This is a genomic window from Nitrospira sp. Nam80 (genome assembly GCF_965152575.1).
This window is the reverse complement of sequence record NZ_OZ224216.1, coordinates 1,268,118-1,292,523: the sequence shown is the minus strand read 5'-3', so window position 1 is coordinate 1,292,523 and position 24,406 is coordinate 1,268,118. Positions and strand designations below refer to the sequence as shown.

General features: G+C 55.5%; 20 protein-coding genes. 1 reads left to right on the top strand and 19 read right to left on the bottom strand.

All coding sequences use genetic code 11. The features are described from left to right. Positions 1-17 precede the first annotated feature (17 nt). From ACWGXE_RS06050 to ACWGXE_RS05995, 12 genes are all read right to left on the bottom strand, one after another. Positions 18-1,304, bottom strand: a complete 1,287-nt coding sequence (locus ACWGXE_RS06050; RefSeq protein ID WP_447602139.1) for a multiheme c-type cytochrome — start codon at positions 1,302-1,304, stop codon at positions 18-20. 36 nt (positions 1,305-1,340) lie between these two features. Beyond that, positions 1,341-1,859: a hypothetical protein gene (locus ACWGXE_RS06045; protein ID WP_447602138.1), complete on the bottom strand. Its 519-nt coding sequence runs from the start codon at positions 1,857-1,859 to the stop codon at positions 1,341-1,343. Between the two features lie 26 nt (positions 1,860-1,885). Beyond that, a complete protein-coding gene (locus ACWGXE_RS06040; protein ID WP_447602136.1) occupies positions 1,886-2,728 on the bottom strand; it encodes an ethylbenzene dehydrogenase-related protein in 843 nt (280 codons plus the stop codon). A 78-nt stretch (positions 2,729-2,806) separates the two neighbouring features. Then, positions 2,807-4,060 carry an NHL domain-containing protein gene (locus ACWGXE_RS06035; RefSeq protein WP_447602134.1) on the bottom strand — a complete coding sequence of 418 codons (1,254 nt, stop codon included), beginning with the start codon at positions 4,058-4,060 and terminating at the stop codon, positions 2,807-2,809. A gap of 40 nt (positions 4,061-4,100) precedes the next feature. Further along, positions 4,101-4,373 (bottom strand): twin-arginine translocase TatA/TatE family subunit, encoded by a 273-nt coding sequence (tatA, locus tag ACWGXE_RS06030; protein ID WP_447602132.1) that lies wholly within the window; start codon positions 4,371-4,373, stop codon positions 4,101-4,103. Between the two features lie 23 nt (positions 4,374-4,396). Continuing rightward, positions 4,397-5,215 carry a tetratricopeptide repeat protein gene (locus ACWGXE_RS06025; RefSeq protein ID WP_447602131.1) on the bottom strand — a complete coding sequence of 273 codons (819 nt, stop codon included), beginning with the start codon at positions 5,213-5,215 and terminating at the stop codon, positions 4,397-4,399. A gap of 26 nt (positions 5,216-5,241) precedes the next feature. Further along, the gene (locus ACWGXE_RS06020) at positions 5,242-6,363 is read right to left on the bottom strand and encodes a hypothetical protein (protein WP_447602129.1); all 1,122 of its coding nucleotides are present in this window, start codon (positions 6,361-6,363) and stop codon (positions 5,242-5,244) included. 102 nt (positions 6,364-6,465) lie between these two features. Next, a complete protein-coding gene (locus ACWGXE_RS06015) occupies positions 6,466-8,250 on the bottom strand; it encodes a B12-binding domain-containing radical SAM protein (protein ID WP_447602127.1) in 1,785 nt (594 codons plus the stop codon). A 266-nt stretch (positions 8,251-8,516) separates the two neighbouring features. Continuing rightward, on the bottom strand, positions 8,517-9,470 hold the full coding sequence (locus ACWGXE_RS06010) for an ethylbenzene dehydrogenase-related protein (RefSeq protein ID WP_447602126.1): 954 nt from the start codon (positions 9,468-9,470) through the stop codon (positions 8,517-8,519). A gap of 100 nt (positions 9,471-9,570) precedes the next feature. Beyond that, positions 9,571-10,314: a TorD/DmsD family molecular chaperone gene (locus tag ACWGXE_RS06005; protein ID WP_447602124.1), complete on the bottom strand. Its 744-nt coding sequence runs from the start codon at positions 10,312-10,314 to the stop codon at positions 9,571-9,573. A 441-nt stretch (positions 10,315-10,755) separates the two neighbouring features. After that, positions 10,756-11,370, bottom strand: coding sequence for a 4Fe-4S dicluster domain-containing protein (locus tag ACWGXE_RS06000; protein WP_447602123.1), 615 nt, complete (start codon positions 11,368-11,370; stop codon positions 10,756-10,758). 11 nt (positions 11,371-11,381) lie between these two features. Continuing rightward, positions 11,382-12,380 carry a hypothetical protein gene (locus ACWGXE_RS05995; protein WP_447602121.1) on the bottom strand — a complete coding sequence of 333 codons (999 nt, stop codon included), beginning with the start codon at positions 12,378-12,380 and terminating at the stop codon, positions 11,382-11,384. 215 nt (positions 12,381-12,595) lie between these two features. Between ACWGXE_RS05995 and ACWGXE_RS05990 the strand changes: the two genes are divergently transcribed. Beyond that, a complete protein-coding gene (locus ACWGXE_RS05990) occupies positions 12,596-13,699 on the top strand; it encodes a WD40 repeat domain-containing protein (RefSeq protein WP_447602120.1) in 1,104 nt (367 codons plus the stop codon). Between the two features lies 1 nt (position 13,700). Here the strand turns inward: ACWGXE_RS05990 and ACWGXE_RS05985 are convergent, their stop codons facing one another. The 7 genes from ACWGXE_RS05985 to argS form a co-directional block, all read right to left on the bottom strand. Then, entirely contained in the window at positions 13,701-15,152 is a 1,452-nt protein-coding gene (locus ACWGXE_RS05985; protein ID WP_447602118.1) for a sigma-54-dependent transcriptional regulator, read from the bottom strand. Beyond that, a complete protein-coding gene (locus ACWGXE_RS05980; RefSeq protein ID WP_447602116.1) occupies positions 15,149-18,328 on the bottom strand; it encodes a PAS domain S-box protein in 3,180 nt (1,059 codons plus the stop codon). Before ACWGXE_RS05980 ends, ACWGXE_RS05985 begins: the two co-directional genes overlap by 4 nt. 77 nt (positions 18,329-18,405) lie before the next feature. Further along, a complete protein-coding gene (gene secF, locus ACWGXE_RS05975; protein ID WP_447602114.1) occupies positions 18,406-19,323 on the bottom strand; it encodes a protein translocase subunit SecF in 918 nt (305 codons plus the stop codon). A gap of 32 nt (positions 19,324-19,355) precedes the next feature. Further along, positions 19,356-21,005: a protein translocase subunit SecD gene (secD, locus tag ACWGXE_RS05970; RefSeq protein WP_447602112.1), complete on the bottom strand. Its 1,650-nt coding sequence runs from the start codon at positions 21,003-21,005 to the stop codon at positions 19,356-19,358. Positions 21,006-21,034: 29 nt separating this feature from the next. Continuing rightward, complete coding sequence (yajC, locus tag ACWGXE_RS05965; RefSeq protein ID WP_447602110.1) at positions 21,035-21,358, bottom strand: preprotein translocase subunit YajC; 324 nt, start codon at positions 21,356-21,358, stop codon at positions 21,035-21,037. Continuing rightward, positions 21,355-22,533, bottom strand: coding sequence for a tRNA guanosine(34) transglycosylase Tgt (gene tgt / locus ACWGXE_RS05960; protein WP_447602109.1), 1,179 nt, complete (start codon positions 22,531-22,533; stop codon positions 21,355-21,357). The genes yajC and tgt overlap by 4 nt, the downstream gene beginning before the upstream one ends. 12 nt (positions 22,534-22,545) lie before the next feature. Then, positions 22,546-24,312 carry an arginine--tRNA ligase gene (gene argS, locus ACWGXE_RS05955; RefSeq protein ID WP_447602107.1) on the bottom strand — a complete coding sequence of 589 codons (1,767 nt, stop codon included), beginning with the start codon at positions 24,310-24,312 and terminating at the stop codon, positions 22,546-22,548. Between the last annotated feature and the right edge of the window lie 94 nt (positions 24,313-24,406).

Genomic DNA, 24,406 nt, shown 5'->3' with positions numbered 1-24,406 from the left:
GCATGTGCGCCATCGGCTCACAGCGCCTTAACCCGGTAGGTCAATACACGAGGCTGAACATATTCGTCGATAATCTTTCGGGCAGTCTGCCTGGCCTTATCCTCGGAAAGGGAAGCCAGATATTGCTCCTTCAAGGCCTGGTCCGGTTCGGGAATGAGCGCATAGGTCAAGACCACCTCAATCGTGGCCGGTGAAGAACCAGGCGGTAAGGCTTGTGAAAACGGCACACGCCGAGTATTTCCACCCTTAATAAAAGGATCCGGAATCGGACCGCGCAGAATTTTATCGTAAGGAAGGCCGAAATGCTTCGTCTGTTCGCCGAGAGATTTGCCCTCAGCATTCTTGACTACGATCGAAATAAAAAACTGCTTCAACACCGGGTCACCGTCCGGAAAGCTATGCGGCAGGCTGCCGATTTTAACCAGCACCGTGCCGTCTACGCCTGAGGAAGAGGATGACACATCAAGGTCGATTCTCGGCATCCATTCAGCCTGAAGATTGCGATTCTTGAGCAGCGTCCCCGGAATTACAACCCCGCGGAACCAATGCCGTCCGATCGACCGTGTCATCGCTCCGCGCTTGGATGTCGAACTGCCGGTCGATGGTTCCATGTGGCAATCCTGGCAAATCGTGCCTTGCAGGATTTCCCCTGGAAGCTCCTGCTGCGTCACATCCTTCACCTTATCAAAATGGCAGGATGCGCAAAAATTCGCCCCGCGATACAGGCTTGACTGCGCGGCGGGGTGAACCAAATTCTCCTCCGGGTCGGCATAGGGGCCATAAAGCAATTCACCCGGCTTCAATTTATAGGTGGGTGGCGGTTGCTGCGTATTCTCCACGCCGTTGATCAAATGGCAGGACGCACACCCGATTCCTTCGACCTGTGGCTTCCCGGATAGAACTTGTTCGGTAATCTTATCCACATACTGCGGGAAGACGGTGACTGACGGCGCATGGCAAGAGAGGCATCGTTGTTTCTCTTCGGCGGTAGGTTTGGTCTGCAACCAAAGACCGAGGACGGTGCGGAAGACCGGCGACTCAAACGCCGTCCCGTGCAGTAAGGCGGCATCGACGCGGCCGAAAGTCTTAAGATCTGGTGTCTGCTCCCGTATTCCCTTCCATTCTTCGTAATGCCGATCATGGCACTGTTTGCAATCCTCCGAGCGAATAAAAATCTTTTCAATCTCGGCAACCCAATCGGCAGGCGCCTGACCGTCGGACTTCTGCGCGATGGCACGCTCATGAAAAAAGACGTTCACCCCGATCAGCAGGCAGAGTAACACCCCGACCACCCATTTTTGCATACCTGCCGACGCCTCCCGCATACCGTTCCGTCCCGATCAGTCTCGCTTGCAGCCGACGAAATGAAAATTCACCCCCCATCCTACCGGATCGCCGGGGTCGGCGGGCTCATACGTCCCGACCGTGAAATTGCACTCCGGCATCGCACGCTTGAGCGCTCTGCCGAAATCGAGCATCGACCGGACTTCCTGCTTGTCGATCTCTTTGATGACCGACCGCACCTTAATACCCGCGTAATCGGCTCGGGAATTGCCGATCACTTCGAACACGGCGACGCCCTCGGGCTTCTGGAGATTCAGTTCTTTTTGAATCTCTTCGTCCACTTCACCGACGGCAATTCCGAATTCCTCGCCCAGACGAACCGCTTCGTCCACCGTCATTTCTCCATTCCGTTTTTCGGCATGAAGGAGGGTCGGGGACAACCCGGAACCGAGAATGAGACAGACGCATGCCCACACAAAAAAAGCCCTTCCAAACGGGAGGGCTTTTTGAGCATTGAATCGGCGCTGTTTCGAGACAACCTCCAAGTGCTGCGCCCCATCACCGGCGCTTATCATGTCGGTCTTTGAGACCGGGCCGGCGGCTAGAGTTTGGCGACCGGGTCCAATGCCAATTGGAACCACGGTGCAATGGCCTTTTGTCCGTTCCGCTCCTTGTTCTCTCCGTTCCATACGGCAAACGACACCGTCTGAATCCGTCCCGGCACAAGCTTCGCCTCGTTTTCCTGTTCTTCGCTGGATAATGGCCGCCGCATCACCACATGCCAGGTTCCGTCCTTCCACGTAGCCTTCCCTTGGATCCGCCCTTGCTTTTCTTTCGTCGTCAGCGTGCTGAATCCACCGCCAATCAAATCCTCGACCGATGACGCCCGGCGCGGGATCACTTCGAACCTACGCGGCTCCGATGAACCACCCTTTTCCTTTTCTCCCGCTCTGGAGGCACGACGATCAATATCGCTTTGCCAATCAGCCTTCCAATGCCAAATATTGATGTAGTGGTCCAGTTGCCCCATGCAGAAGAATGCCGGTGCATCGCCGAGCGGCAGCCCTAATGCAACGCCGTCTCGAAACGTCCCGGGAGTGAGGCGATCGTTTCGGGTGTTGTCCTGCCATTCGAGCAGAAAAGCGATATCGACGCCGTTATGAACCGCACGAACGCTTAAGGCCCGTGCGGTGGGCTCCGGCCACACGGGACGCGTGATGATTTGCCCGCTCAACGGCAAGGTCATCGGCGGTATTTTCTGCCATGCGGGGTCCTCCGGTGTAACAGGTACGTCACCGTTGATCCACTGCGCCCGGATGATCATACCTTCCGAGCTCACAATGGGAATACCCAGGCCGCCGACCACAAATGCACCGACCACGACCATAAAGAGGAATGAAACAAGAGCCGGGCGGGATCGGCAAACGACAGTCATTCGCACCATGCGGCGCCCTCGAGCACATCAAAACATTTACGGTCTCGCCGCCGCCGCTCGATCGGTTCATCGATGCTCATACGTGCTCTACCATAATCGCACGCGGCGGATCTTATTCTCGCCTCGTTCACAGATATACAAATGTCCCTGCCGATCGAGCGTCAAGCCGACCGGAGCATTGACCACCGCCTCCACCGCGGTCAACCCGTCGCCGTGCTTGATTTGTCCGGCAGCGTCCTTCGCAACAAATCGCGCGGCTCCGCAGCCGCCCATGTTCTTGTCCTCGTATCCGCTGTCGCCATTTCCGGCGACCGTGGTCATGAGGCCGGTTCGATGATCGACCTTACGCACCCGGTGGTTGCCCGTGTCGGAGATATAGGCATGATTCTGACGGTCGAATACCACGGCTTCCGGCGCATGGAGCATAGATTTGGCGGCGGGCTTGCCGTCGCCGTCGAATCCATAGCGACAGACTCCCGCCAGCGTTGAAATGACGCCGGTGTTCCGGTCGATCTTTCGGACCCGATTGCTTCCCTTGTCGACAAGGTATACATCGCCTTGTTCATCGATTCCGAGCCCGACAATATCGTACAAGCGCGCGTCCATGGCCGAGCGGCCGTCATCCAAATACATGGACAAATTGAGACCATCCGAGCACACCGGCATCAGCCAACCGTTGTCATCACTGAAATCAATCCCGATCGCATCGCCGGAGAGCACAACCAGATTCCTGGCCACCAACGGTTGCTCGCGCGCATCGTCCTCGCTGGTCCATACGCCCGCGATAGTCTCGACCAGTCCGGTCCGGTGATCGAAGCGCCTGATGCGGTGCGACTGCGTATCGGCAATGTACAGGATGTCGTCTTTGTCGAATGCAATGGCGGCCGGCCATGTCAGATTAACTTCCAGCGCCGGCCCATCTCCGTTGAACCCATGCTGGCCGCTTCCGACCACGGTGGTGATGATCCCGGTCTCATGATCAACCTTGCGAATGCGATTACTGCCGGAATCGCAAATATACAGATCATTGTTGGAGTCGAACGCGACATCGAGCGGTAGATACAGACCCGCTTCGCCGCAAGGGCCGCTGTCACCACTGTAGCAGGTCTCGCCGATGCCTGCGAAATTGTGCACCGTACCTTCCGCGAGATTGACTCTCCTGACCCTGTCCGATCCCGACTCCGCAAAATAGAGCCACCGTTCCTCTTTATCCAACGCGACATGGTGCGGAAGCGGAATACCGGCCTTGACTGCCCGCTTGCCGTCTCCCGTACTGCGGGCCTTTCCATTGCCTGCGAAAGTCTCAATATAGCCTGTGGATAACTGTAGCTCGGCTTCCATTTATAGACCTGTGTTCTTCATGATCAGCTCGGCGCCTGCGTTACGCATGCGAGACCGGCTGGGAGGCGACGTTGCCTGTGGTCGGCGTTACAGAGGATTGTGGAGGCAATGCCTGCGCGGTCGCCTGCGCTTCTTGTTGGGCATGCGCCTGGGCTTCCGCTTCAATTGCATCCGCCTCATGAACGGATTTCTTGAACCCCTTGATGGCCTTGCCAAAACCCTCGCCCAACTGAGGCAGTTTCCCCGCGCCAAAAATGATCAACACAATAAACAGGATCAGGATCAATTCTGTAAAGCCCAGACTTCCAAACATGGTGTTATCTCCTTATCGGTAATTCAGGTTGTCGTTTGCTCTTTCGATTTTTTGGCAAACCGTTCCTTTAACCGATTCCGTGCCTGTTCGGCCTGTTCAAACATCTTGCACTTGTCATACACGCTGATGAGATTATAGTAGGCAAGCGGCTCGTCGGGATTGTGTTCGACGGCGCTTTCCATGACTTTGATGGCCAAGTCCGTCTTTTTGTGATTGAGGGCGATGTCCATCAATTTGAAACTGGCTTCCAAATGTTTCGGGTCGAGCTCGAGCACCCGCAAATAGCATTGAATCGCCATGTCCATGGTGTTGTAATCCGACACCTGCGGATTGTCGAGTTCCACATAGACACCGGCCAGGTTATACCAAGCGATCGGGTCATCAGGGGTGATTTCCACCAGACGCTCATAATAACTTTTGGCGTCCATGAACTGCTTGCGATCCGCTTGCACACGGCCCAGATTGAACAGGGCCAGGACATCGTACGCATGGACATCCAGCGCATGCTTGAACTCCGCCTCCGCTTCTTCAATCATGCCTTTGGTGGCGTAAATCGTGCCCAAATTCGAGTAATACATGGCCAGGGACCGGTTCATCTCCGCCCGAAGGCCCTCCGCCATTTCGATGGATTTTTTCACTTCGGTCAGCGCGTCGTCCATACGCCCTTTGCTGAAATACAGTTCTCCCAGCCGGCAACGGGCTTGGAAGTCATCCGGCTCCGCGGCAAGGAGCTTTTCAAGCTCCATGATTTCTTCATCGGGGTTCAATGGCTGATCACCGGAATCAACGGCGGCACCGACCTGTTGCTCTGATGTGGCGGATGTCTGTTGTTGTTCTTCCATCGTGCGACCTTATGCGTCCAATAAAGTTAAAGTTGCCCGCCGGCGAGGGACTCTCGTGTCCCAATCAACGGCGCATTCGTCACTGAAGCCTGCTCTGTAATGCCCCCCCGCTGCCGATCCATCGTCAGCAGCATGACCCCCAAAATGACCATCATCGTTAGATTGGACAGAAGGAGCGCATATCCCGCGATAAACATAAGGGCCAGCCCATAGCCGGCCAGGCGTCCCATACTCATCAGTCTGATGACCGTATAGGCCCAACATAAGAGGCCTGCTACATACAGAACAAACGGCAGAAAGAACGTGTAGCCCATTCCCATTTGGAAGATCCATCCGATCCCTTCGCTGGCCTTTCTGATGGAATGCGCCATTGGAGGATTGTACAGTTCCAGGATATAATCGAGGAACAGCAACCCTGAAAAGATGACGCCGGTCACGGACCAGAACCAGATAGCCCGCCGGCGCTGCCGTTTATTCCTGCTGCGGAACGAAACACCCCGCCCATACGCCCAGAACACCAGAATACTGGCCAACACCATCAAGGCTTCACCGGCTCGATTGATCTCATACACCAGCGGTGGAGCAGCAACCGACCCAAGCCAACCATAGGTAGTCGAAAAGATTTGATAGTAAAGCCAACCGGAAATACCCAGAAAGTACGTCGCTCCCATCACCCGGTAGATCCACTCCGGATTCGCATGAAAATATTCGATCATCAAACAGGTAAGCGTGATAAAGCTGACGACATTGTAAACAATAGACCCCAGCATGGCCGGTTGAACGATGAGAAAGGCCACGGTCAGGAGCAGCAGTAGCCCCACGCAAGGGACCGTAATGATATTGAGACCAGCGAGACCATACAGCCGCGCGCGCTTGAGCAACAGCATGCCGATCGCAATGAAGAGAAAAATTGCGACGACGTTCAGCAGCCCAAATCCGATGGAGGAGAGAAACCGAAATGTAGAGCCGACCCAGGGATGCTCCGCCGCGACCTTGCTCAGGTGCATACCCAAGCGGGACACGAGCCGATAGAGGATCAGTTCAAAGAACCCCGTGAGGACGACAAGTTTGATCGTATATTCAAACAGCAGCCCCTGATCCTTCAACCGGCCCGTAGCGCGTTCAATGGAGAAAGCTAATGCTGCCACGTGTCACTCCAGGTGCAAGGTGACATTATAGCCGTCTCCCAAAAACATATTCAACGTCGAGAAGGTCGGTAAATCTCGATGGGCGGACCCGCCGATCGAGAACTAAGAGCCAGTGGGCTGAGGGACCTGGGCGGCTTGAGCCTTTGACCGAACGATATAGAGCAGTCCGTCCGCCATCGAATAGTTGAAGGGCAATTCGCAGACGACCTCGCTCACCTTCTCGTAGACATGTTGGTAGAGTTGCTCGGCCTGAACCGGAGTCATACCTTCCTGCACTTCGTAGAAAAATCCGAGGCTGAGATCCTCGGCGGCCGGCCGCATGATTCGGCGGATCCCGTAGCTCCCGGGGTCGCTCATGATCGGCGCCTCCTTCTCAAGGTCGAACAAGCAAGGCTGACAGGAAAACCCGTAGGAATCATGCAATTTCTTGTTCTGGACGACGAAATTCATCGTTTCGAGAGCTTCTTCTTCCCGCTCGGTCGGGAATCCCACGATGATATAACAGTGGACGGCAATGCCCAGGTCAATGCAATCCTCGGTGATTCGGCGCACCGACTCCTGCTTGATGCCCTTCTTCATGAAGTCCATCACCCGTTGATTGAACGATTCCAACCCAAAGACGATCTTCTGGCACCCTGCGTCGCGCATAAGAGTCAGGAGCTCGCGCGACAGATTCTTTTCAAATCGAAGCTCGCAGGTCCACTTCGCGTTCAACCGGCGATCGAGCATCTGTTGGCATAAGCGCTTAGTAGGCGACAGCGCAAAACACTCGTCCGTGAAAAAAAAGAACTGCGCGCCGTACCGCTGTTTCAGCCATTCAAGATCATCCACCGTCTTACCCGGATCACGCTGCCGAAAATTCTGATGGTCCAACGTCAATGCGCAGAACGCGCAATCCTTGTAATAGCATCCGCGGGAAAACTGTACCGGCAGGACCGGCTCGGGGGACAGGTACAGATCCAGCGGAAATCCATCATAATTCGGCGCTGTCAATTGATTGATATTTTCGGAGTAGAATGGCTGGTTGACCGTGATCTTGCCGTTCTGGCGATAGATCAGATTGGGAACCTTGCTGAAGTCCCGGCGACCGCTCATTTGATTGACCAGTTCCAGCAAAGCCGTCTCGCCCTCGAACACAACAAAGTCATCCGTCAAATCAAAGAGACTGGGGCACCGGCGAAGATTATCCACCAAGCGGGTGAAAATACTGCCGCCGATCGTGAGATGCAGATGAGGGGCCGTTTCCTTGATGAGACGGCACAGCGTCAAACCGGGAATAATCTGGGAAGTCGCGGTGATCGAGACGCCGATTAATTCCGGTTGGTCCGAAACGATGGAGGGCAAAAAAATCTCTCGGAACAGCCCGATATAGGGATTTTGTTCTTCATCCCGAATGACCTTCATCAAATCCTTCGACGAATAGATCGAATAGTTCCCGAACTGATTATCGACGACGCTCATCCTCGACGGAAAATAGAGGGATGAAAGCAATTCAAGCCATTTATCAATCAAAAACAGGCTGTCCCGGTAGGCTTCAATATCGTAAAACCCCTCACTTCGCAGTGTTGCCTTTGCCGGTTCGATGCGATCAATCAGAAAGGGGAATCGATCGAGCGATTCCACGATGCGGGCCAGATGCTCGGCGCTGCCAGGCCCCGTCTCGGCGGCGGCGCTTCGTCTTTCTAAAAAGCGCTGCTTCTCGATCAAGCGCTGATAGAGATCCGCGCCATACGACCGAGTCAATACTCGATCAAGCAATTCGATCCCCAAATCGCGTTGCGACACGTTCTGGATACCGGCTTGCCGGAGAAATCCGGTCAAGGAAGGCAAGCTCAGATACGGCTGGGATGGATGCCACGTCGGCGGAAACAGCAACGAAATCTTCATGCTTTAGATACTTTAATGAATTAAACGATCAGAAGGGAGTGACCACCGGCCATCAAGGCTTTATACACTCCACCCCTCCGCAAAAGCAACTCAACCCGACTGTCTTCTGTTCGTAGTCCACAGGCATAGGACGGTGTACCCCGCTCGTGCAAAAAGAGAGAAAGCCCCGGATTGCGGCCACCCTACCGTGACCGGATCCGAGGCTTTCTTTCTCTACTCTCTATCTATCTGGGCGTTCCGACGGGACCCTGTGAAGGGTCACTTCATCACGGAAGCTTTAACGTAAACCAGGTAGATAACGCCTTCATGCCGTTGCGCTCGATGTTGGAGCCGTCCCACACCGCGAACGCGATAGGCACAGACGCGCCGCCCTTAAATTGAACGTCATTGGCATCACTGGTCTCCAACGTACGCTTCACAACAATCCGCCAGGTTGGACCGGTGCAGCAACCGCCCTTCACCGAACCGGCAGGTTCCCACACGCCGTTTCCGATCACATCCTGATGCGCTTGTGTCGTCAATGTGCTGAACCCATTGGCATTCAAATCCTCCACGGAGCTCACGCGCAACGTCGGATCGGACATGATGTTACCGGACCAAATGCCGGGATTGAAGGGGCCCAAGCTCCGTCCGATACGATCCGGATAGGTCACACCGCCGGCAGGCTCTTCGAAATAATAATCCCAGAAAATGCCGGGGTATTGATCATCCACGTCCCAGATACCGGCGCTATCCTTGCCCAAATCCTTCTGCCATTCGGCGTTCCAGCGCCAAATGTTGACGGTGCCTCCGGACTGTCCCATACACTGAAATGGCGGGGCGCCGGAAGTGTTCACCGGGAACATGATAGCGGCCTGGTCGCGGAAATCCTGCGGCCCGATCGCCGTATCATTCTTCGTCTGATCGGCCCAATCCAGGCGCAGGCCGATCTCCTTCCCGTTGGTAACCGCCTTCACAAATACCGACTTCACCGAGAAATTCGGATGCATCGGCGTCGTGATCAACTGACCGCTTAGAGGAACTACGACACCAGGTACGCCTTCCCAGATCGGGTTCGCACCGTCCATTGGGATCGGCCCTTTAATCGCCTTAGCCGGAATAGTGACCGGCTGGCTGACCGCCAGTGGCACCTGCCCAATCGTCATCATAATACCGACGACTAGGGCAGAGAGCAGAATGCCAAACACCAAACTTTTGTTGCGTGTCTGCACCAGTCTCATACTATAGGCCCTCCTCCTCTAAAAAGATTAATAATAATGAGAACTGTGAACGTATGACTACTCAAAAAAGGCCAAGCAACCGCCAGAACAGATCGAAGGATCATGCATTACCGACTGGTCCTTCGTCTTTCTCTTCCTTGTCCTTCTTCTCCAGGAAGGACTGTGCGCCGACCTCATTGAGCAACATGCTGAGCTCGTTGCCCTGGTCTTGCGCGCCGCACTCATAGGTCTGCCCTTCAGGGGCGCTAAATGTGGCCGGCCTGTAGTCCGCCTCAGAATACGGCTGCGGCGTCACGCCAAGAAAGGCCACCTCAAAATCCATCCAATCGGACATGGAGTCGGCAATCAGTTTGAATAATCCTGAATCAGCCTTCTTGGCCAGCATCCGGCAGAATAAGGGAACCCACCGACCAATATGATTCTTGACAAATTTCTTTTGTGCCTCGACAACGATATCAGTTTTTTCAATTCCATCGTGGCAACGCGAATACGATTCCTTGTAGGTCAGAAAATGCATGAACTCGAATTCCACGCTCAGGTGATCGAGTCGCTCATGGATGTCTTTGGAAAGCTCGACGCCAAACGCCTTGTAGAACCCCGCGATATCACCCATCACGTGGGACTGGGCAAAGACGTGGTCATTCCCGAAAAGGGTTTCGTACGGCGGACAATCAAGCGTGATGACGTTGGTGAATACCCGGCGGTGCTCGGATTGCAGATCGGTTAACTGCCAGTTCACGCACTCAGCCGACACAAGCTTTTCAATCTGATCAAACTGCTTTTGAAGACTGGCGATTTTCTGCTTTGCACGCTCTCCGCCTAGCCCATCAAGAGCCGCCTTCATCCCTTCAAGGGCCGCTCGGCCGTCCTCGACGAACTCACCGCACTGCAAATAGTCCAAAAATTCCTCGTCCTCCGGGTAGAGAAGACTCCAGGAAAACAAGAGATACATTTTACTGCGGTTGAGTGCTCGCTCTACGGCGGGCGAATCTTTAACGGCGACTGCTTGGGGAGGAATCACTGCACTGGCGGTCTGGGAGGTACCCTGTACTGTATGTTTCGGTGTCATACGTATATTTTGCTCCTCGCTCGATGGGTTACGCCGGCGCTGTTTTCACATTCTTCTACAACCGCGCAACACACCGCACCTTCGCACAGGTTCGCGTATGATAGGTAAAGGGAAAAGTCTTGTCAAGCACGAACTCGTCCCTCCGACTTACAATGTCACAAACATTGATTACACCTAGCTGCGGCACTCTCCAATGATGAACTCCTTTCCAGCGGCTTACTGATCGCTCAAAGCCCTTCTCTCGGATGCCAACCAACGCACTGGAGTCACTTTGATGGCGAGCCGATCATTCACCGTCTTGCAGATCTGTTCACATATGCCACACCCGACACAACGCTCCGAGGCGACGACAAGTCGCATGTCCTCGAAATTCATCGATAAGGCATCGGTCGGACACCGCGATACGCAGGCATGGCAACCCTGTCCCGCCGTGCACGAACGCTCAGAAACCAGAGCCAGACCCATGCGAACGTCGCGGCGATCCGCAACAGCCACAAGGGCTTCCGTCTCACAGGCGGCAATACAAGGCAAATCCTCGCACAACTGACAGGCGACGACATCTGGGAAAATTACCGGCGAACCGTCCCGCTTATCAAACATAATGGCTCCATGGGGACAGGCCTTGGCACAATCGCTGCATCGGGTACAGCGTTCGAGAAAAAGAGACTCCGCAACTGCCCCCGGGGGCCTGAGCCAATCAGTCCGAACCGGCGGCGGAGCCTGCTCGCGCGGCGCGTCTTTATGTTTAACAAACTCATGGGCGGCCTTGGCCACTGAAATGACTGAATCCTTGAAGAAATCGCGCCGGCCATATGTAGGATCAGCAGCCATCGAGACTCCGCTTACATGACACCGTCGGCGCGAAGTTTATAGACTTCGACACACCGGTCGCAGGCTCCGAATTCCGTATCCCACCCCGGATGGTTTTCGCGGATAAAGTCCAGCACATAGGTTTCAACCGTGTTTCCCAAATCTTCCACCCAGGTATAGGTCGGGAAGCGGCACAGGGGACAGGGAAACCCCGGCATCAACATGACCTTATTGGTCGTCTCGGGCACTTCCCCGCCTTCCACATCAACGGCCCGGTCCATCACCCGCAGAGTGTCGGTGGCCATTTCCACCAGCTCGGAGTGGGTGAAGAATCCGGTCTGCCAAAGACCTTCGAATACCGATTTCAGTTGAGGAGGCGGGATTTTTCGATACCAGGACCGGAATTCTTTAAACCGGTCTTCCTTGGACAGCATGGGCTCTTTGCCGTCTCCGATGAGCCGGCTGTCCACACTGAGGTTCCACAAAATCCTGTACCGATGCAGGATCAGCGTTTCTTCGCCGGGGTTCTGCCCCACCTTGGTATCGGGATCATACGCGAATATAGGGTCGAGCATATCGTGGATATGCATCAATTCATGGCGGCAGTATCGGGTCAGGGCGGGATCGTAAAATCGCCGCGGGATGAGCTTAATACCGACGCCCTTCAACCCCTTTTCTTCAAACTCCTTGGCCAAGTCGTGCTCGACGGAACCCCATTTCCGAAGGATATCGACTCCCTCCTGGTCCTCTTTCAGGACACCCTTGACCAGCACGATGCCGACTTTCTCTTTTAAATCCGGAAATTCATTAAACGCATCCCGAATGATATCGGAAAATCCCCATGTGCCAAATAGATACTGATAGAGCTTTTTAAACTCGGCTTCCCGGTCATCCAACGTGTACTTTTCGTAAATCGGATCGGCGAGCTCATGAAACTCTTTGTAATAGGTCGGATCGCCTTCCCGCTCTGTCTTTTCGATAAACGAGTCGATGACCTCTTGAAGCAGAGCAGGTTGAAAACGGATTTCCATGTCTAACCTCTGGATTGCCAATCGGGTGGGTAAGAATCCTCGCTCCGGTTCTTGCGAAAAGATCGGAACAACCGCTGACGAGGCGACCTTGACTTGATCGCTTTTCTTCTCTTACGATCTTCGATGCGACTGAGGATTATACAAACCTGTAAATCTGATTTGCAAACAGACGGGAGCTTTTCCCGGTCGGTAAGGCAAGAGAGGACATTGACGACATGGCTGACCAAATGACGACACCGCAACCTGCTGCGATGCCCGGACTTCATGGAGCGGCACCCGGCTCAGACCAGCCGGCCGTAGATTTTCTCGAACATTGGAAATCCGGCATACGAGAGGTCAAGACCTTCCGCGGACACTCGCACGGTGTCTGGACTGTGGCCTATGCGCCGGACGGGCTGACCCTCGCAAGCGGCGGGGTCGATCGATATGTGAGGATGTGGGACATCGAAACCGGACGCTTGCTCCGATCTCTTCGTGGACATACCCATGATATCAGGGCCATTGCCTTCACCCCCGACGGCCAACATCTGGCGACCGGCAGTGAAGACCGGACGATTCGACTCTGGAATCCAAGGACGGGCGAACCATTGAAATTGCTCTTCACCCGCTATGATCACAATGTGTGCAGTCTTTCCCTCTCACCCGATGGTTTGATGCTGGCCAGAGGAAGCCACAACAAGGACATCAAGATCTGGGAAGTGACGACCGGGACGGAACTCATGACCCTTCTGGGCAAAGACCAATATGACCATCATTGGTCCGTCTGCGTTGCCTTTTCGCCGGACGGCATTCATTTGGCCAGCGGCAGCGATATCGGCAAAATCAAGATCTGGGAAGTCCTTCCCAGTGGCGAAGAGAAGGTCCTGCACAACGGCCATTGGGAAGAATCCGCCGAGGACTCTACGGAAACCAGGGGTTATTTCATCGAGGACGACGGAGGCTTTCAAAAGCCGATGGAGTTCTGGATCGGCGCAATGACGTTCACGCCCGACGCAAAGCTGCTCATTACGGGCAGCCGCGACACGACCATCAAGTTCTTCCAGATGCCCGACGCAACGGAACTGCGCGTGCTCAAAGGCCATACCGGTTGGGTCCGCGCACTTGCCGTCTCGCCCGACGGCAAAGTGCTGGTGAGCGCCGGTGACGACCATGCCGTCAGATTTTGGGAAATCGCCACCGGCAGGACTATCCGCGTCCTCAAGGGACATGACGGGCCCGTCCGTGGCTTGGCGTTCTCGCCGAATGGACGCAGGCTCGCTACCGCTTCATGGGACCGGACCGTGAAATTGTGGGAAGGCGGACCGGAGCCGGCGGAGTGACCTACGGGCCTTCGCCGTCGAACGATTGTCCAACAGGCGTGACGTTATAGCGTCTGCATTTCTCGTCCAACGCTTCCTCGGATAGACCCAGCAATTGAGCGGCCTTGCTGCGGTTCCCTTCGGCCTTATCGATCGCCGCCTGGATATAGTCATGCTCAAATCGATCTCGCGCCTCAACTAACGACGTGAATGAGCCGGTCGCGCCCTGTCGCGCTGCCCCCGTCAGTCTCTCACGGCAAAATCCGCAGGCCTCCTGGATCGGCCCGCCGAGATATGGACAGCGCCGCTGCCCGCATAAGTCCCATGGTTCAATCGCCTCACCGTCTTGCGCCCGTTCGACGGCCTGCCGCACCATTGTTTCTAATTCCCACACGTTGCCGGGAAAAGAATACCGGTCCAACAACTCTTTGGCCGCCGGAGCAAAGCCGTGCAGGCTTTTACCCAATTGGGCGCACCGATCCTGCGACACCGCTTGCGCGATCACGACAATGTCGTCCGGTCGTTCTCTCAGCGCCGGCATAATAATCTGCGCCGCCTGGAGCCGGGAAAAGAAATCCTCGTTGAATCGGCCGGCGGATACTTCCGCTTTGAGGTCCTTTCGCGTCGAACAGATCATCCGAACATCGACTTCCACCGGATCAAGCCCGCCGACCCGTATAAACCGGCGCCCCTGGAGAAGACCCAGCAATTTGTCTTGCAGGCGGGCCGAGACCTCGGCAATTTCATCCAGAAAGACCGTGCCCTTATCGGCCAGTTCAAATCGACCACGCCGTTGCCTCATGGCGCCGGGAAAGGCGCCCTTTTCATGCCCGAATAATTCGCCTTCCAATCGATCTTCCGATAATGCGCCGCAGCTTACTTTGACGAACGCATTGTCTTTTCTGGCGCTATTCAAATGAATAGCATTCGCCGCCAACTCCTTGCCGGTTCCGGTTTCCCCCGTAATCAGGACGGTCGAGTCGGCGGCCGCGATGAGCTTGATGTCGTCCAGGATAGCCCGCATCCGTTTGTCGCGCCCGATGATGCCGCCGAAACTGAATCCCTCTCCAAGCGCCTCATCGAGCCGGACATTGTCGCGGCGGAGCTCGAACGTTTTTCCCACTCGTTCCACGATGAGAAGGAGTTCATCCATCTGAAACGGCTTCGTAATATAATCGAACGCGCCGAGTTTGATGGCTCCCACCGCCGTATCCACCGAGCCATGCGCGGTGATGAGGATCACTTCGATATTGGGATCACGCTCCTTGCACGCTTTCAACACCGCCAAGCCGTCCGCTCCAGGCAATCGAAGGTCGGTAATTACGAGGTCCAATGCCCGCTTGTTCAGCGCACGTATCCCCTCCGTGCCGGTGGCGGCGGCCACAACTTTACACCCGACGCCTTCCAAGGCGTCCACCATGGACAGGCGCATGAGAGGTTCGTCGTCGATAATAAGAACGTGCAATCCCTTCATGAGAGTTTTCCGATGGTGTACCGGTCTTTGGCCAACGGCAGAGAAAGCATAAACCTCGTTCCCCGCCCGACTTCGCTATCGACCGAGATTTTTCCTCCATGGCGTTCGATAATCCCCAGGCTGACGGAAAGACCCAAGCCGGTGCCCTCTCCTTCGTTCTTGGTCGTAAAAAACGGGTCAAAGATACGCGGGAGCACGGACACCGGGATGCCACATCCGGTATCCTTGACCTCCACCAAGCAGCATCCTTCTTTGACCCACGTCTTGATCGTCAGGACGCCGCCGGCTTTCATGGCCTGAACCGCATTCAGAATCAGATTCATCAACACTTGCTCCATCATATGCCGGTCGATCAGCAAACCGGGGATGTCTCGACATAACTGCGTTTCCAAGACGACGCGGGAAGGGACGAACAGATGATCCGTGAGCACCAAGACTCGCTCAATGACCTGATTGATATCGGAGAGCGCCAATTCCGGATCATATTGCTGAGAAAAGTCCAAGAGCTGCCGGACGATCTTCTGAACCCTGCGCAGTCCATCTTCCATCGAGGCGGCGTACTCCTCCTGCCTGGCGGCGGACAGAGTTCCTTTGCGAAGGTTATACAGACAGTTCAAAATCCCGCCGAGCGGATTATTGATCTCATGGGCGACGCCGGCCGCGAGTTTGCCGACCGATGCCAATTTCTCGGAATTTCTGATCTGTTGCTCAAGTTTTTTGGTCTCGGTCATATCGCGGGCAATCCCCAGGACACCGAGAATTTCGCCGTCCACGCCGTGAAGCGGCGAGACACTGACCATCACCAAACGCGGTTCTCCGCTTCGGGTCAACACTTCGACTTCGTACACTTGCTTCATCCCGATATCCAATGTCGATTTCAAGCGGCGCCCGCGATGGCGTTTCGATAACAAGGAAAGATACGGCCGTCCCAACAAAGACTCCTTCTTGTATCCCCACGCTTCAATCTTGCTGTTCACGTAGGTAAAGCATTGTTCGGAATCCAGCGTGTAAATCACGTCGTTGGCATTCTCCAGAAGGTTCTCCAGATACTGCTTCGTCTCCTCGATCTCCCGCGTCCGCTCCCGCACTTTCACTTCCAATTCCTGCTGGTATGTCTGCATTTGCCGCTCAAGACGCTTGCGGTCCGTGATATCACGCAACTGCACCATAATGAGCAATTGCTCGCTGTCGCGCACAAGGATCAGATCCATCTCGACTGGCGTCTCTTTGCCGAACGCGTCTCTCACTGAGATCTCCTGCGTGGAGATTTGGCGCTGTCCCCCGGCGACCGTCTGGAGCAACGCCGTCATGTCCGCATGATGGATAGGCAACACCACGTCCAGAATATTGCAGCCGACAACTCGTTGCTCCGTATAGCCCAATGCCTGCTCCTCACGTTTATTGACCGCGACGACACTCCCTTGCGCATCGATCATGAATACTGAATCCGCCACCAAATCGAACAGCGCCTTATATCGTTCCTGGGAGGCGACGAGCTGGCGAGTCCGCTCGTTGACGGCCTGTTCCAATTGCGTCGTGTACCGCTGAATCTGCTCCTCCAGCCTGCGCCGCTCGCTCACGTCCCGCACGAACGCTCTAGAGTGAATAAGTTTACCGCCTCCATGCTCAAATAGAGAGGTCGCATGGATCTCTACGTCGATCGTGCGGCCGTCGCGGGCAAGGAACACGGTTTCCATGGTGCTGCGCCCGTGAGACACCAACTGTTCAAGATAGGCTAATACCTGGCGTTCACGACCTTTGGGCACGATCTCCCACAGGCGCATGGCCAGCATGTCCTCCAGCCCATAGCCTAACTTTTCCAGCCCTGTCTTGTTCATATGCACGAACTGTCCCGCGTTGTTAAGGGTGCAGATCATTTCCGGCGAGTTCTCAATCAAGTCGCGATATTTTTCTTCGAGACGCCTGACTTCATCCATACGTTGTTCGATTTGGCCGAACGAATGCTTGAGATTTGATGCCATCTTATTGAACGCGTCGGCGAGGTGCTCGATTTCATCGCCGGTTTTCAGATTCAGCTGCTGATCCAATCGACCGCTTCCAATCTCACGCACTCCCTCGTGCAACAAGCCGATTGGCCGAGCGATCCGCCTGGCGACCACCAACCCCGTGATCCACAGAGCAGCCAACACACAGAGGCCGTACAGGGTGACCCGCAGCACCAGACGGGATAAGGGCGCGAAGGATTCTTCCGGATCCTGCCGCACGAAAGTGATCCAGCGTTTCCCCTCCAGACTGTCCTTCGTCAGGCTGTCTCCCAATCGGACAGGCGCATATCCTACAAGCGCGTCCTTCCCTCCGTGTGAATCATTCGACGCCGTTACCCACCCGGCATGTGTTGAATTGATAGCATTCACCAATTCCGGCGTCACGCTGTGCTCTTCCGGAGCGAGAATCGGACACATAATCGGCGCTCCGTCCGAGTTGAACAGCATGGCGTGGCCGGTCTTTCCCACGCTGACTTCCGATATGGAATGGAACAGTGTGTCCCGCCGCAGCAACACCGTGACGGCCCCGATTGTCGTATGTTGTTCATCATCCGTAATGGGAGCCGAGACGTTGACCACATGGGTGCCGAAGGACGGATCAAAAAAGATATCGCTGACGAAGACCTTTCCTTCGCCCTTCTTCACGACCGATTGCCACCAGGTCATTTTCCCGTGATAGTACTCGACCTGGGGAATCGAGCTGACCACCAATGCCCCGCGGTTGTCGGTGATGAAGATGCCGACATAGTCGGCCTTCCGGATGTCATGCCAACGGATCAGATAATTCGTCACAATCCGATTGATGAACAGCGGAAATTCGCTCTTACGGTCACGCTGCCGCCAACGCTGCTGCCAATCGCGGATCATCGACTGGACCGTTCGCTCATCTTTATCCACATAGGAACGGTTTGACTCGGTCACAGCCGTCCTGAGGAACGGCGTCGTGGCCAGTTGTTGCGCTTCGTTTACGCCACGCGTGACCTGCATCTCAATGCGACGGGCGGCCTCGATCGCCACTTCTTTAAAGCTGGCGCCGATGGTCTCGCGCAGCGCGCGACGCTCTTCGACGTAGGTCAAACCCAGGGAAAGCAGCAAAGGGAGGAGGCCGACCATCACAATGGCCGTGATGATCTTCCGCTGGAGGCTGTGAGACCGGCTCCAGAATCTCATCGTGTGCGAGTACGCCCCACAGGACGCCCCTCACTGTAACACGGCAGAAGGGGCGGTTTCGACGCTCGCTGCGGTACCTACGCTCGCTTCAGCAGGCGGCCGGCCGTGCCCGGCAAAACGACCAGCAAGGGTGTCGCGACAAATACCGAGGAGTAGGTCCCAAAGATGACTCCCCAGAGCAACGCCAAGGAGAAATCATGCAAGACTTCGCCGCCCGCCACCGCCAGCGGAATCAGCACCACCACAACCGTCAAGCTCGTCACTATCGTCCGGCTCAAGACTTGGTTGATGGCAGTGTTGAGAATCGTCTCCTCGTGTTCACGACGCCGCATGCGGAGATTTTCCCGGATACGATCGAAGATGACCACGGTATCGGTCAGCGAGTATCCCGCGAGCGTCAACAGAGCCGTCACCACCAGGAGCGTAATCTCCTTATCGAGCAAGTAAAAGGCTCCGAGCACCGCCAGCACATCATGAAAGGTGGCAAGGGCGGCTGCCACGCCGAAACGAAGTTCGAACCGCACGGCGATATACGCAATGATGCCGGCGAAGGAAATCAATACGGCAATAAGGGCATCTTCCTGTAGCTTCTTGCCGATGGTCGGACCTATTTCGGTGCTGGAATCAACGACGAACGTATTCGCGGGAAATTCTTTTCGGAACACCGCCATGACGCGGTCGGCGGTTTTCTCTTCGATCGACGTCGAGGCCTTGACGCGCACCAGCAGCTTGTTTTCCTGCGCAAACTCCTGCAATTCCGCATGCGCGAGCCCGTTCGATTCCAACGCCCGCCTGGCCTCGTCGATACGGACCGGCTGCTCGAATTTCAGTTGGACGGCCGTACCGCCGGCAAAATCAATGCCCATGTTGGCGGCCCCCCTGGCGATCTGTATCAAGGCAATCACGCCAAGCAGGGCCATGATGCCGGAAAAAATAAATGAATACTTGCGCTTGCCCATGAAATCGATATTCGTCTTCCCCAGGATCTCAAACATGCCCGCTCCCCTTCCTACCGGAATGCTGAATGCTAAATGCTCAATTGCTCCAACTTTCGCCGTTGATTAATCACATCAAAAATCACTTTGGTGCCGACCAAAGCGGTAAAGAGATTGATGGCGATCCCGAGGCAGAGGGTCACAGCAAACCCTTTGATCGGACCGGTTCCGAACAGAAACAGCGCGAACCCGGTGATCAACGTCGTGACGTGCGAGTCCACTATAGTCAGGAACGCCTTGTCATATCCCGCATCGATGGCAAGGCGCACTGGCTTGCCTTGGCGCAGTTCTTCCCGGATACGTTCAAAGATCAGGACGTTGGAGTCTACCCCCATTCCGATTGTCAGAATAATCCCGGCAATGCCGGGCAAGGTCAGCGTGGCGTTGAGCGCCGCGAGCGCGCCGATGAGGCACACCAGATTCAGTACCAGGGCAAAATCGGCGATCACTCCGGATAACCGATAGTAGACCGCCATGAATACGACGACCAGAATGCCGGCGACCAAGGTCGCTTTGATTCCCTTCTCGATGGAATCCCGGCCCAGGGACGGCCCGACCGTCAAGTCCTGAATAATTTTGAGCGGCGCGGGCAGGGCCCCGGCCCGAAGCACGATGGCCAGATTGTTGGCCTCCTCCATCGAAAAAGTGCCGGTGATTTGCGCGCGCCCGCCGGTAATACGTTCTTGAATCACAGGGGCGGAATAGATCGTGTTGTCGAGGACAATGGCCATCCGCTTCTTCACGTTTTCGCCCGTGATCCGGTCGAATTCCCGAGCCCCTTTTGCGTCGAACGTGACCGAAACATAGGGCTCATTGAATTGGCCGATCGACACTCTGGCGTCGCTGAGCACGTCGCCCGCCAGCATGACCCGTTTTTTCACCAGATATGGAATCAAATACTCTTGAGATCCGTCCTTGTCGACCACCCGCTCGAACAGAATCTGATCTTCTTCCGGAATCTTGCCCTCGAACTGCTTCTGCAACGCGTCCTCGCGGTCTTTGCCTTTCTGGATTCGTCCCGGAAGTTCGACCTTCCGCTGGCCCTCGTCGTCCAGCATTTTGAACTCAAGCAGCGCGGTTTGCTTGATGAGATCTTTCGCCAGCTTGGGATCCTTGATGCCGGGCAGTTGCACGACAATTTGCTTCAAGCCCTGCCGTTGGATCAACGGCTCCGCCACGCCGAATTGATCAATCCGGTTCCGAATGGTTTCCAACGCTTGATTGATGGCCGAATCCTTGATGCGCTTGATTTCCGCCTCCCGCAGCGCCCATAACACGCTGTTCGGCGTTCCCGAGGCCTCGACCTCCATATACGTCGGGAAGTCGTCCAGGAGTTTTTGAACTTGCTCTTTGAGATCCGCCTTCTGGAACGAGATGAGAATTTGCGAGGACCCGACCCGTTTGACCGATTCAGCAGGGATTTTCTTCTCTACGAGAAGATCTTGCGCCGACACCACCGCCCGGTCCACGGCGATTTCGACGGCACGCTCTTCTTCGACTTCCAAAACCAAATGGATGCCGCCCTGAAGATCCAGGCCGAGCGTGATTCCCTTGTCGGGAAGAATGGCCCGCAACCATCTCGGCATTTCCTTGTACAGCGGTTGGTAGGATGGAAGAAAAAATGCGATGGACCCCAGCACCACCACGGTCAACGCCAACAATCGTCCCCCGACTTTTTTCATGGATCAGCAGTCCCCTATTGTCCCAACAATCAGTCTTCTTCATCGGCGCGTATACGCGCAATATGTTCCCTCTGGATCTTGATCTTGGTGTTATCCGCGATCTGCAGGGTCACCGTTTCTTTTCCGAGGTTCGTCACCGTTCCCCAAATACCGGACGCAGTCACGACTTTGTCGCCCTTTTTGAGCGCTTCGAGCATGAGCTTCAGCTGCTTCTGTTTTTTTTGCTGCGGCAAGATCAGAAGAAAATAGAAAATGACGAAAATCAACACAAAGGGAACGAGGCTAAGTAATCCGCCCGCCGCCCCGGCTCCGCCTGACGTTCCCTCCGCCCATGCTACTGACTGCCACATCATGCTCTCCCTCCCGCATTCCTCACCGGCTCGGACACCCCCGTCTTAAAGTCCTCGCTCGCGTTTGCCTCGTATGGCTGATAACGATCATGAAATCGACGGCGGAACGTTCCGAACGAACCTCGCTGGATGGATTCACGAATTTGCCGCATGAGTTCCGCAAAAAACCAGAGATTATGAATCGTGTTCAACCTTGCCCCGAGCATTTCCTTTACGCTGAATAAATGGTGCAGATAGGCGCGCGAATACCGCGCACAAACCGGACACCGGCAACCAGCATCCACGGGCGACTCGTCTTGAGCATAGCGCGCCTGTTTAATCAGAACCCGACCGGTGGCGGTAAAGAGCCATCCCGTCCGGCCATGTCGGGACGGCACGACGCAATCAAACAGATCGATGCCCCGCGCGGCTCCCTCCACCAGATCTTCGGGCATGCCCACACCCATCAGATACCGGGGCTTGGAGGACGGAAGCTCGGGCACGGTGACATCGAGCATCCGGTACATGTCAGATTTGTCTTCCCCGACCGACAGTCCGCCGACCGCAAACCCGTCGAACCCCAATGGAACCAGATCGCGCGCCGCTTGCACACGAAGCTCTGGTTCCAGCCCGCCTTGCACAATCCCGAAGAGCGCCTGTCCGGGCTTGCGATGGGCGGCCAGGCAGCGATGCGCCCAGAGTAATGTTCGTCTGGCGGCATCCTTCACCTGCTCCTTATTCGAAGGCAAGGCAATACACTGATCGAAGGCCATGATGATATCGGCTCCCAACGCTTCTTGAATTTCGATCGCGCGTTCGGGACTGATAAAATGCGCTGATCCATCGATATGTGATTGAAACGTCGCTCCGTCGTCCGTCACTTTGCAGAATTTCGCCAAACTGAAGACTTGAAATCCTCCGCTGTCGGTCAGGATGGCTCCGGGCCATGTCGAGAACGAGTGCAATCCGCCCAATTCCTCGATCACCTTGTGCCCGGGCCGCAAATACAGGTGATAGGCATTGTTGAGCATCAGGCCATATCCCATCCTTTGCAAATCATCCCCGTCCAAACTTCGGACATTGCCCAGTGAGCCGACCGGCATGAAAGCGGGAGTCTCGACTTCGGCTCGATCAGTGATTAATTTACCGAGCCGCGCGCGGGACAGGGAATCGCCACCGAGGATTTCAAACGAGATCATGAACCGATTCTCCTACATCTGATCCGGAGCGGATACGCCGAGGATCCGTAAACCGTTCTTGATCACCTGCTGCACGGCCCACATCAGTGCCAGTCTCGCCCCGGTGAGCGCCGGAGTCAGGACCTCATGCTGCCGGCTGGAACAGGAGTCCGCTTGGGCCGTCAAATTATTCCGGGCGGCGTCCCGCAAATCCTCATCGGCTGCCGGCGGCAAGATGCGATGCTTGAAATAAAAAGGGTGAAGGAGGCCGGCCAGTTCTTGAAGGTAATGAGCCACCCGATGAGGAGCTAATGTGTCGGCGGACGCCTGAAGAACCGCCGGATAACCGGACAGCTTTCGAATGAGGGCCACCTCATCTGCGTCCCGCAAAGAGTCCAAATCCGCTTCGCTTGGGCGCGGGCATTCAATACCGCGGGCGGCGGCGACTCGCCATAGGCTCGCAATGCGGGCATGCGCGTATTGCACGTAGTACACGGGGTTCTCACGGGATTGTTGTGCGGCGAGCTGGAGATCGAAATCGAGGTGTGTCGAGGAATCGCGCATCAGGAAAAAGAACTTGGCGGCATCGGCGCCCACTTCGTTGATCACCTCGCGAAGCGTCACAAATTCTCCAGACCGCTTCGACATCTCCACCTTAGACGCGCCGCGAAGCAGATGAACCATTTGCACGAGAACCACCCGTAATGTGCCCGGAGCAGACCCGTAAGCCTGTACGGCGGCTCGCATCCGCGGGATGTAGCCATGGTGGTCCGCTCCCCAGACATCAATGAGCGAATCATAGCCGCGTTGCAGCTTATCCCAATGGTAAGCGATGTCCGACGCGAGATAGGTATAGTCGCCCTCCTTCTTTCGCACGACACGATCCTTTTCGTCCCCGAACCGCGAAGAGCGGAACCACCAGGCTCCGTCTTCCTCAAATAACAGGTCCTTGGATCGGAGGTCGTTCAATACCTGCTCTACGGTCCCGCTGGCAAGAAGAGACGCCTCGCTGAACCAGGACTGAAACGCCACTCCGAAGACTTCAAGGTCTTGCCGGATATCCGCTAAAAGTTCTTGATAGGCAAAACCCTTACATTCCTCTTCCGCTTTTTTCGGCGATAGCGCTAGCAGTTCGGCTCCAACCTGCCTTTTCAGACGCTCGGCGATCGTCTGAATGTACGCCCCATGATATCCGTCTTCGGGAAACGAGGCGGAACGCCCTGATAATTCGAGATATCGCCCGTAGACCGACGCGCCGAGCAACTTCATTTGCCGCCCCGCGTCGTTGATGTAATATTCACTCGTGACGTCATAGCCCATCGCGCTTAGCAAGTTTGCAACGGCTTGGCCCACCGCCGCACCCCGCCCGTGTCCGACGTGCAAGGGCCCGGTCGGATTCGCGCTGACATACTCGATCAGAACGCGCTTCCCGTTCCCGATCGTGTCATGGGCATAACGGTTTCCACGTCGTTCAATGTCGAGAAGAACTTTTCCCCATAACGAACGATGAAGGGTAAAATTAATGAAACCGGGTCGTGCGATCTGCACTCGCTCAAAAAGAACAGCAGACGCAGCGATATTGTCGATAATGATCTGCGCGATATCGATTGGAGCTCGGCCTTCGACGGACGCCATGGACATGGCAACGGTCGTGGCCAAATCACCCCACTCAGCTTTTTTCGGAGGGTCCAGCTGCACTACCGGCTCGCCCTGTGCCTTCAGCTGTCCTTTGTGTCTGGCTTGCAGAATGGCCTGAACGACGGCGCTGTGCACCTGTTCTTGGATAACACCCTGGCTCACATACCCTCTAAGTCTGCGTTCAAACAGAGGAAATCAACCAGTCAATCTAGCACAGCCTGAAAGACCGAGACAAGGAGAACATGAGGCGTTCACA